7 protein-coding genes are annotated in these 8,609 nt (G+C 71.2%); 5 read left to right on the forward strand and 2 right to left on the reverse strand.

The window, feature by feature from the left end; all coding sequences use genetic code 11:
* Positions 1-38: 38 nt before the first annotated feature.
* Positions 39-476 carry a hypothetical protein gene (locus tag VGR37_09820; protein ID HEV2147686.1) on the reverse strand — a complete coding sequence of 146 codons (438 nt, stop codon included), beginning with the start codon at positions 474-476 and terminating at the stop codon, positions 39-41.
* A 139-nt stretch (positions 477-615) separates the two neighbouring features.
* Between VGR37_09820 and folK the strand changes: the two genes are divergently transcribed.
* From folK to aroB, 3 genes are read left to right on the forward strand one after another with little or no spacing between them, the layout of a single operon-like run.
* Complete coding sequence (gene folK / locus VGR37_09825; GenBank protein ID HEV2147687.1) at positions 616-1,188, forward strand: 2-amino-4-hydroxy-6-hydroxymethyldihydropteridine diphosphokinase; 573 nt, start codon at positions 616-618, stop codon at positions 1,186-1,188.
* A 34-nt stretch (positions 1,189-1,222) separates the two neighbouring features.
* Positions 1,223-2,374 (forward strand): YbdK family carboxylate-amine ligase, encoded by a 1,152-nt coding sequence (locus tag VGR37_09830; protein ID HEV2147688.1) that lies wholly within the window; start codon positions 1,223-1,225, stop codon positions 2,372-2,374.
* The gene (gene aroB, locus VGR37_09835) at positions 2,371-3,537 is read left to right on the forward strand and encodes a 3-dehydroquinate synthase (protein HEV2147689.1); all 1,167 of its coding nucleotides are present in this window, start codon (positions 2,371-2,373) and stop codon (positions 3,535-3,537) included. Before VGR37_09830 ends, aroB begins: the two co-directional genes overlap by 4 nt.
* 45 nt (positions 3,538-3,582) lie before the next feature.
* Here aroB and VGR37_09840 read toward each other — a convergent pair whose 3' ends face one another.
* Positions 3,583-5,832 carry a UvrD-helicase domain-containing protein gene (locus tag VGR37_09840; GenBank protein ID HEV2147690.1) on the reverse strand — a complete coding sequence of 750 codons (2,250 nt, stop codon included), beginning with the start codon at positions 5,830-5,832 and terminating at the stop codon, positions 3,583-3,585.
* 185 nt (positions 5,833-6,017) lie between these two features.
* Between VGR37_09840 and VGR37_09845 the strand changes: the two genes are divergently transcribed.
* Both VGR37_09845 and VGR37_09850 read left to right on the forward strand, forming a co-directional pair.
* Positions 6,018-7,619, forward strand: a complete 1,602-nt coding sequence (locus tag VGR37_09845; GenBank protein HEV2147691.1) for an AMP-binding protein — start codon at positions 6,018-6,020, stop codon at positions 7,617-7,619.
* Positions 7,620-7,745: 126 nt separating this feature from the next.
* The coding region (locus VGR37_09850) for an NYN domain-containing protein (GenBank protein ID HEV2147692.1) at positions 7,746-8,609 on the forward strand (864 nt) is incomplete at its 3' end.

Genomic DNA, 8,609 nt, shown 5'->3' on the forward strand with positions numbered 1-8,609 from the left:
CACGGGTGGGGGGGCGTACGCCCCCCCTCCCGTGTTTCTCAGCGCCCCGTGTGAACCAGGATGGCGCCTGCCGAGTGGTCGGTCCCGAACCGCTGCGTGGCTACCGTACCGTCCAGGAACTGGATCTCCCGGATGGCATCCCGGGGGATGCGGCGGAGCGACTCGGCGCCGCCGAGCGGGGCGCCGTCCTGGTACGCCCGGACGTACACCGGACGATTCACGGACGAGGCGCCGCGGACCCGGAGCCAGTTCGGGCGGAGGGCCTGGACGATCGTGTACGCATCCGTCTGCGCCGCACGGCTGATCTCCTCCTGCGTGAGCTTGCTCCGGTCGACGCGGGTCTTCTTCTTCGCGGGTGCCTCCTGCGCGGCCGGCGCCGTCGCGGCGGCCTCCTGTGCAGCGAGCCCGGTCCCGAAAAGGAGGCTGCAGGAGAGGGCGAGCAGGATCCTGGGCGTGCGTGCGGAGAGAGTAGCCATGGGTGCTTGCGGGATGGAGGTGACGCGGGTATGGGCAGTCGAGGAGCGATGCCTGGTGTATAGGACGCCGCGAGGGGGCAGAAAGTTGCACGGCCGTATCGCGCTCGCAGGTAGAGACCAGATCGGCGGAGGAGCCAGCGTGTCCGGATCCCCGGAAAGCAGGGAGGCTGGAGGTCCGGCCGCTCCCGGCCGGACGCCGGAGCCGGTCCTCCTCGGGCTGGGTGCCAACCAGGGCGACCCGGTCCTCCAGCTTGCGCGTGCGGTCGAGCGCCTCGCGCAGGTGCTGGACGTGGAGGCGGTGTCGTCCGTGTTCCGGACGGAGCCGGTGGGGCATCGGCAGCAGCCGGACTTCTACAACCTGGTGGTGCGGGCGCGCACCTCCCTCTCCCCGGTCACGCTCCTGGAGCGGACCCGGGAGGTCGAGCGGGAGCTCGGGAGGGTGCGCACGTTTCCCAACGCCCCGCGCACCCTCGACGTGGACCTGCTGGCCTACGGCGAGCGGATCCTGGACACGCCGGAGCTGACGGTGCCGCACCCGCGGATGCACGGGCGGGCGTTCGTGCTGGTCCCCCTGGCGGAGGTCGCGCCGGGGTGGCGGCACCCCCTCCTGGGTCGGACGGCTCGGGAGTTGCTTGCACTGGCGGGTACGCTGGAGCGGATCGAGCGGTGGGGACCCCTGCCGCCCTCCGGCTCCCGGTCCTCGGCGCGCTGAGGGCCGCCGAGGACGCAGGACGACCGAGGAACGCATGGGATCTCCCGAGGAGTACACGATCGGGGTGGAGGAGGAGTACCAGCTCGTGGACGGCGTCACGGGCGACCTGAAGAGCCGCGCCCGCTTCGTGATCGCCTGGGACTGGACCGGGGACATCAAGCCGGAGATGCAGGAGAACACGGTGGAGGTCGAGACCCGCATCTGCGCGGAGTCTGCGTGCGTGCGCGACGAGCTGGCTCGGCTCCGCTTCCAGGCCGCCGTGGCGGCGGAGGCGCGGGGGCTCCGGGTGGTGGCGGCGGGGACGCACCCCTTCAGCGGGTGGCAGGAGCAGGAGTTCACCCCCGGCGAGGTCTACCGGAAGCTGCGGATGGAGTACCGCCGCCTCGCGGAGACGCAGAACATCTTCGGGATGCACGTGCACGTGGCCGTGCCGGAGCGGGTGGACCGGGCGCGGGTGATGAACTGCGCGCGGCTCTATCTCCCCCTGCTCCTGGCGCTGACCGCCAGCTCGCCGTTATACCTTGGAGAGGACACCGGGTACGCGTCCTACCGGTCCATCCTGTGGCGGCGGTGGCCGCGGACCGGGGCGCCGCCGCGCTTCGAGGACGCCGCCGAGTTCGATCGGCTGATCCGCGTGCTGCTGGAAACGGGGAGCATAGACGCACCCGGGCGGGTCTACTGGGACGTCCGCCCGCACCACCAGTATCCCACGCTGGAGTTCCGGGTGGCGGACGTGACGCCGCGGCTGGAGGACGCGGTCGCGGCGGCGGCGCTGGCCCGCGCGCTGACGGCGGGAGTGGTGGAGGGGGTCCTCCGCGAGCCGGAGCTCCCCGAGGTGATGCTGGGACCGCTGCTGCGGGAGAACGCCTGGAGGGCGTCGCGGGACGGGCTGGGAGCGGAGCTGGTGGATCTGGAGGGCGGCAGGATGGAGACGGTCCCCGCGCGCGAGGCGCTCCTCCGGCTGGCGGAGCGGCTGGCCCCGATCGCCGAGCGGCTGGGGGACGGTGAGGAGCTGGCGGGACTCCCCCGCGTGCTGGAGCGGGGGGACGCGGCCGCGCGGATCCGCGCCCGCGCGAAGCAGGCCGACGGGGACCTGCGCGAGGTGATCCGCTGGCTGGCGGACGAAACGGTGCTCGGGGTGGGACTGGACCGTCGCACGGAGCAGAGGGAGGCTTTGGTCGAATGAAGAGCATGCATCGGATTCGCGTAGCCGCGGGGGAGTCCGCCCCCGGCGCACAGGCGACGGGGAACGGGGCCGGCGGGGCGGGCGGCTACGAGATCCTGATCGGACCGGGGCTCGTGGCCTCGGTCCCCTCGATCGTCTCCCGCTGCGCGCCGGCGTACCGCTACGCCATCATCACCGACCACCACGTCGCCGAGCTGTACACGACGCGGCTCGCGCGCGCCCTCCACGGGGCGGGGCACGGGGTGGAGACCTTCGTCTTCCCCGCGGGGGAGGCGCAGAAGACGCGGCAGACCTGGGCCGAGATCACCGACGCCATGCTGGAGACGGGGATCGGCCGGGACTCCGCGGTGGTGGCGTTCGGCGGCGGGGTCACCGGCGACCTGGGCGGCTTCGTGGCGGCCACCTACATGCGAGGGCTCCCCTTCATCCAGGTACCCACCACGCTGCTGGCGATGATCGACGCCTCGGTGGGCGGCAAGGTGGGGGTGGACACACCGGCGGGGAAGAACCTGGTGGGAGCCTTCCACCAGCCCTGCTCGGTGATCATCGACCCGGAGCTGCTGCGCACCCTCCCCCCGGAGCACATGCGCGCCGGCCTTGCCGAGGCGGTGAAGCACGGCGCCATCGCGGACCGGGAGTACCTGGAGTGGATCGAGGAAGCGGCGGACGAGCTGATCGGCGGTGATCCGGAGGCGCTCTCACGGCTCATCGTGCGCTCGGTGGAGATCAAGGCGGAGCTGGTGATGCGCGACGAGCGAGAGTCCGGGCCCCGGAAGCTCCTCAACTTCGGCCACACCGTAGGGCACGCGGTGGAGGCGCTCTCCGGCTACCGGATGCTCCACGGCGAGGCGGTGTCCATCGGGATGGTGGCGGAGGCGCGCATCGCCGAGCGCATGGCAGTCGCGGGGCGGGGGACCACGGACCGCCTGCGCCGCGTCCTCACCCGACTGGGGCTCCCCACCGCGCTCCCGGTGACCTGGAACGTGGACGACGTGGTCGCCCGGACGCAGACGGACAAGAAGGGGCGCAACGGCCGGGTGGAGTACGCGCTGATCTGCGCTCCGGGGGTGCCGGCGCAGGGGATCGACGGCCGGTGGGGCTACGCGGTGTCGGACGAGGTGGCGAAGGGGGTGCTCGCCGGGGCCGCGGGGGCGAGGGTCTGAGGGAGTGATGGGGGGTCAGACCCCCGCACTTCGCACTTCAGTCCATCATGCCAGCATCTCCTTCATCCGCGCGAAGAAGCTCCCCTTCAGCTCTTCCCGGTCCTCTTCGGAGAGCGAGCTGGCCCCTGGGGTGCGGATCTCCAGCAGGTCGTGCGGGATCTCCTTGAGGAACCGGGAGGGTTGCCGCACCACCGGCTCGCGGACGGCGCGCGGGCGGCCGCCGGTCTCGCCGTCCGGGTCCGCCGGCTTCGGGCGGCCGCCGCGGGTGGCGCAGCCGGAAAGGGAGAGGCGGTGGCGCGCGCGGGTGATCCCCACGTAGAAGAGGCGCCGCTCCTCCGCGAGGGGGTCCGGGTCGCCGGGCTGGAGCTCGGCAACCGCGTTCACGCTGCGGGCGTGCGGTAGGATCTCCTCCTCCATCCCCACCATGAAGACGTGCGTGAACTCCAGCCCCTTGGCGGCGTGGAGGGTCATCAGCGTGACCTTGTCCGCCTCTTCCTCCTTTTCCTTGTCCTTCCGCGAGTCCTCGTCGTCCGTGAGGGAGACGCGCTCCAGGAAGGCCGCCAGGGTGGGCGGCTGCCAGTCGTCCTCTTGGTCCGGGAGCGGCTTCTCGGCCCAGGTGCGCGCCTCGTAGCTCCCGATGGAGGCGACGAAGTCCCGCAGGTTGTCGACGCGGATCTCGGCCACCTTCTCGGCCTTGTTCTCGGCCCGGATCGCCTCCTCCAGGCGGACGCGCTTCAGGAACTCGCGGGCCCACCCCTCCAGCGACCGCCCGCCGGGATCGCCCGCCCGGATGGCCGCCTCGGTGGCCTGGAACTCCAGCCGCGCCTCGTCCGCCATCTCCACGAAGTGCCGCACGGCCTCCGCCTGGGGGCGGCTCAGGCCGTCGTCCCTGCCGGCCTCGCGCAGCGCGTCCCAGAGCGTCGTCTTCTTCTGGCGGGCGGACTCCACCAGCTTGAAGAGCGAGGTGCGGCCGATGCCGCGCGCGGGGTAGTTGATCACGCGGCGGAGCGCCACCTCGTCCTGCGGGTTGGTGACCACGCGGAGGTAGGCCACCGCGTCCGCGATCTCCTTACGGTCGAAGTACGAGGTGCCGCCGATCACCCGGTAGGGGACGTTGGCGGCGCGGAGCGCCTCTTCGAGCGGGCGGGACTGCAGGTTGGTGCGGTACAGCACGCCGAAGTCGCTCCACTTCAGCTTCTCGGTGAAGCGCCGCAGGCCGATCTCGCGCGCCACCATCTCCGCCTCCTCGTCCTCGGCCGGCTTCCCCGGCGCGCCGCGGAACTCCCAGTAGTCGAGCTTGGGGCCCGGACCGTTCCCGGTGCGGAGGCGCTTCTCCTTGCGGGAGGCGTTGTTGACGATCACCGCGTTGGCGGCGTCCAGGATCCGCTGCGTGGAGCGGTAGTTCTCCTCCAGGATTACCACCGTTGCGCCCGGGTAGTGCCGCTCGAAGTCGAGGATGCTGCGGTGGTCCGCGCCGCGCCAGGCGTAGATGGACTGGTCGTCGTCGCCCACCACGCACAGGTTCTTGCGGGGGCCGGCCAGGAGGCGCGCCATCTCCAGCTGCGCGCCGTTGGTGTCCTGGTACTCGTCGATCATCAGGTAGTGCCAGCGCTTCCAGAGCGCCTCGCGCGTTTCGGCGTCCTCCCGCAGCAGCTGCACGGGGAGGAGGAGGAGGTCGTCGAAGTCGGCGGCGCCGGCCGCGCGGAGCGCCTCCTCGTAGCGCGGGTACACGTCCGCGGCGAGGACCGCGTAGTCGTCCGTCCGGTTCCCCCGGGTGCGCCCCTCCGCCACCTCGCGCGCCGCCTCCAGCGGGGTCACGAGCCGGTTCTTCCAGGAGGAGATGGTGTACAGCACCCGCTTCACGTCGAAGCGGTCGTCCCCCGTGGTGGCGGCCACGTGCACCTCCTCGGCGAGGATGCGCTTGGCGAGCGCCGTCTGGTCGCCGGGGCCGTAGATGGAGAACTTGGGGGGGAGGCCGATGCGCTCCCCGTGCTCCCGCAGGATCCGCGCGCCTAGCGAGTGGAAGGTGGAGAGGAGCACCCCCTTGGCCTGCTTCCCCACCATGGCGGCCACGCGCTCGCGCATCTCCCCCGCCGCCTTGTTGGTGAAGGTCACGGCCAGGATGCGGCGCGGGTCCACCCCCAGGTTCAGCAGGTGGGCGACCCGGTACACCAGCGTGCGGGTCTTCCCGGAGCCGGCGCCGGCCAGGACCAGCACGGGCCCCTCGGTGGCGAGGGCCGCGGCCTGTTGCTCCGGGTTGAGCGCGCGGAGGTGCTGGGGGACGTGGGACGACAAGGTGCGAAGTGCGCGGTGCGAAGTGCGAGGGTGCGTCGAAGAGGGCGAAAGCTACCCCTCCGCCCACCGGGTGTAAAGCGCCCGGGAGGGGTGCGAAAAACACCCGAAAAACGGAGTTTGACGGGGATTGGTGCTCCAGTTATGTTTGTCGCGCGTTTCAGGAGGAACACCCGTCCGGAGGTCTCATGGCGCTTCGCGACCGCTTCCGCGGCACAGCCGTAGCGGAAAGTCTGGCGCTCCGCGCCGCCGAAGACCCCCAGCGCACCTTCGTGGTGCTGGGGGATCGGCGACTCACCTACCAGCAGGTCGACGCGCAGTCCACGGCCCTCGCGGCCTCGCTCCACGAGCTGGGGATCGAGGCGGGGGACCGCGTTGCGCTGAACCTCCCCAACTGGCCCGAGTTCATCGTCGCGATGTTCGCGGCGGCCAAGCTCGGGGCCGTCATCGTTCCGCTCAACCCGCGCTACACCACCCCCGAGCTGCAGTACATGCTGCGCCACTCGGAGACCGTGGTGGTGGTGACGGCGGAAGACTACGACGGCGTGGACTACCTGGCGCGCTTCGAGGGCTTCCTCACCTCGCTTCCCGACCTGCAGTACGTGGTCTCGGTCGGGGAGGAGGACCTCTGGTACGACGACCGCATCTACCAGTTCGAGGACCTTCTCTCCAGCGGGGACGGGCGCGACTTCCCCCGGGCGCAGGTGGACCCGGCGGAGGACGTGTTCGCCATCCTCTACACCTCCGGCACCATGGGCAAGCCGAAGGGGGTCTCCCTGACGCACGCCAACCTGCTGGAGACGGCGGCGGCCACCGCCGACGCGGTGTCCATAGTGCCGGACGACGTGGTCTTCGGCGTCAACTGCCTCTTCAACATCTTCGGGGTCGGCCCGGGGGTGCTGGGGACGCTCGCCGGCGGAGCCACGCTGGTCCTCCAGGAGGACCAGGACCCCGCGCTCTCGCTGCGGATCATCGAGCGGGAGCGGGTCACCGTCCACCACGGGGTCCCCACCACCTTCGTCACCGAGCTGCGGGCGCAGGCCGAGGAGCCGAGCGGCCTGGCCACTCTGCGGACCGGGGTCGTGGCCGGGGCGCCGGTGCCTGAGGAGCTCCTGGGGCGGATCCAGCGGGAGATGGTCGCCGGGATCCGGGTCGGCTACGGGATGACGGAGACCGGCTCGCTGGTCTCCGTGACCCGCGACGACGACCCTCCCGGGAAGCAGCTCCGCACCGTGGGACGGCCGCTGGAGGAGGTGGAGGTGCGGGTGATCGACACGGACGGCTCGGTGCTTCCCGAGGAGTCGGTGGGCGAGGTCGCGGTCCGCGGCCCCGGCGTGATGAAGGGGTACTACCGCCAGCCGGGGGAGACTTCGAGCGCGTTCACCGAGGACGGCTTCTTCCTGACCGGCGACCTGGGGATGGTGGACGAGGAGGGATACCTCCACATCATCGGCCGCAGGAAGGAGATGATCATCCGCGGCGGGTTCAACGTGTACCCGCGCGAGGTGGAGGACCGGCTGCACGCCCACCCCGCCGTGCTGGACGCGGCGGTGGTGGGGCTCCCGCACGAGGTGCTGGGAGAGATGGCGTGCGCCTGCATCGTCCCTGTCGAGGGGGCGATCGTCACCGGCGAAGAGATCAAGGATTTCTGTCGCGAGGTGATGGCGGACTACAAGGTCCCCGACCTGGTCCGCTTTCTCGACAGCTTCCCGATGACCGGGAGCGGCAAGGTCCGCAGGGTGGAGCTCGCGCGCATGATCAGCGCGGAAGAGTCGAGCCGCCGACCGTGACCGCTCCCACAACCGAACCCGAGGCCGAGGCCTCCACGACGAGACCCCTCCAGCCGTCCCCCGCCGCCGCACCGGCGCGGGGAGAGGCGGAGGGGTCTCGCCGCAAACATGGATAACTTGCGAGAGATGAACCGCAGACCGTTCAACGCCCCGTACGCGGGGCCACAGACGCACCTCCCCGCCCATGCGCCCAACGCGGCGCTCCTGATCGACTTCGACAACGTCACCGTCGGGATCCGGAGCGACCTGGGGAAGGAGCTCAAGGCGCTCCTCAATTCCGACATCATCCGCGGCAAGGTGGCGGTGCAGCGCGCCTACGCCGACTGGCGCCGCTACCCGCAGTACATCGTCCCCCTGACCGAGGCCTCGGTCGACCTGATCTTCGCCCCCGCGTACGGCACCTCCAAGAAGAACGCGACCGACCTCCGCATGGCGGTGGACGCGATCGAGCTGGTGTTCACCCGGCCGGAGATCGGCACCTTCATCCTCCTCACCGGCGACTCCGACTTCTCCAGCTGCGTGCTGAAGCTGAAGGAGTACGGCAAGTACGTGATCGGCGTGGGGATGCGGGAGTCTTCCAGCGACCTGCTGATCCAGAACTGCGACGAGTACTACTCGTACCACTCGCTCTCCGGCCTGACCCGCGCCTCGGTGGGCGGCCAGACCACGAGCGAGGACCCCTGGATGCTGGTGACCCAGGCGGTGCGGCAGATGGCGAAGGACCGCGACGCTATGCGCCCGGACCGGCTGAAGCAGGTGATGCTGGGGCTGGACCCGGGCTTCGACGAGAAGAAGCTGGGCTACAGCAAGTTCTCCCGTTTCGTGATCGAGGCCGCGAACAAGGGGCTGCTCCGCCTGCGGCGCGGCGAGGGCGGCCAGCACGAGATCGCGCCCGCCGAGGGCGACGGCGCCGCCGCCCCCGCTGCCGACACGCGCGAGGCGGAGCCCCAGGCGCGCTCCGAGGAGCGTCCGCGCGAGCGTGACCGGGAT

The sequence above is a fragment of the Longimicrobiaceae bacterium genome (assembly GCA_035936415.1).
Taxonomy (GTDB): Bacteria; Gemmatimonadota; Gemmatimonadetes; order Longimicrobiales; family Longimicrobiaceae; genus JAFAYN01.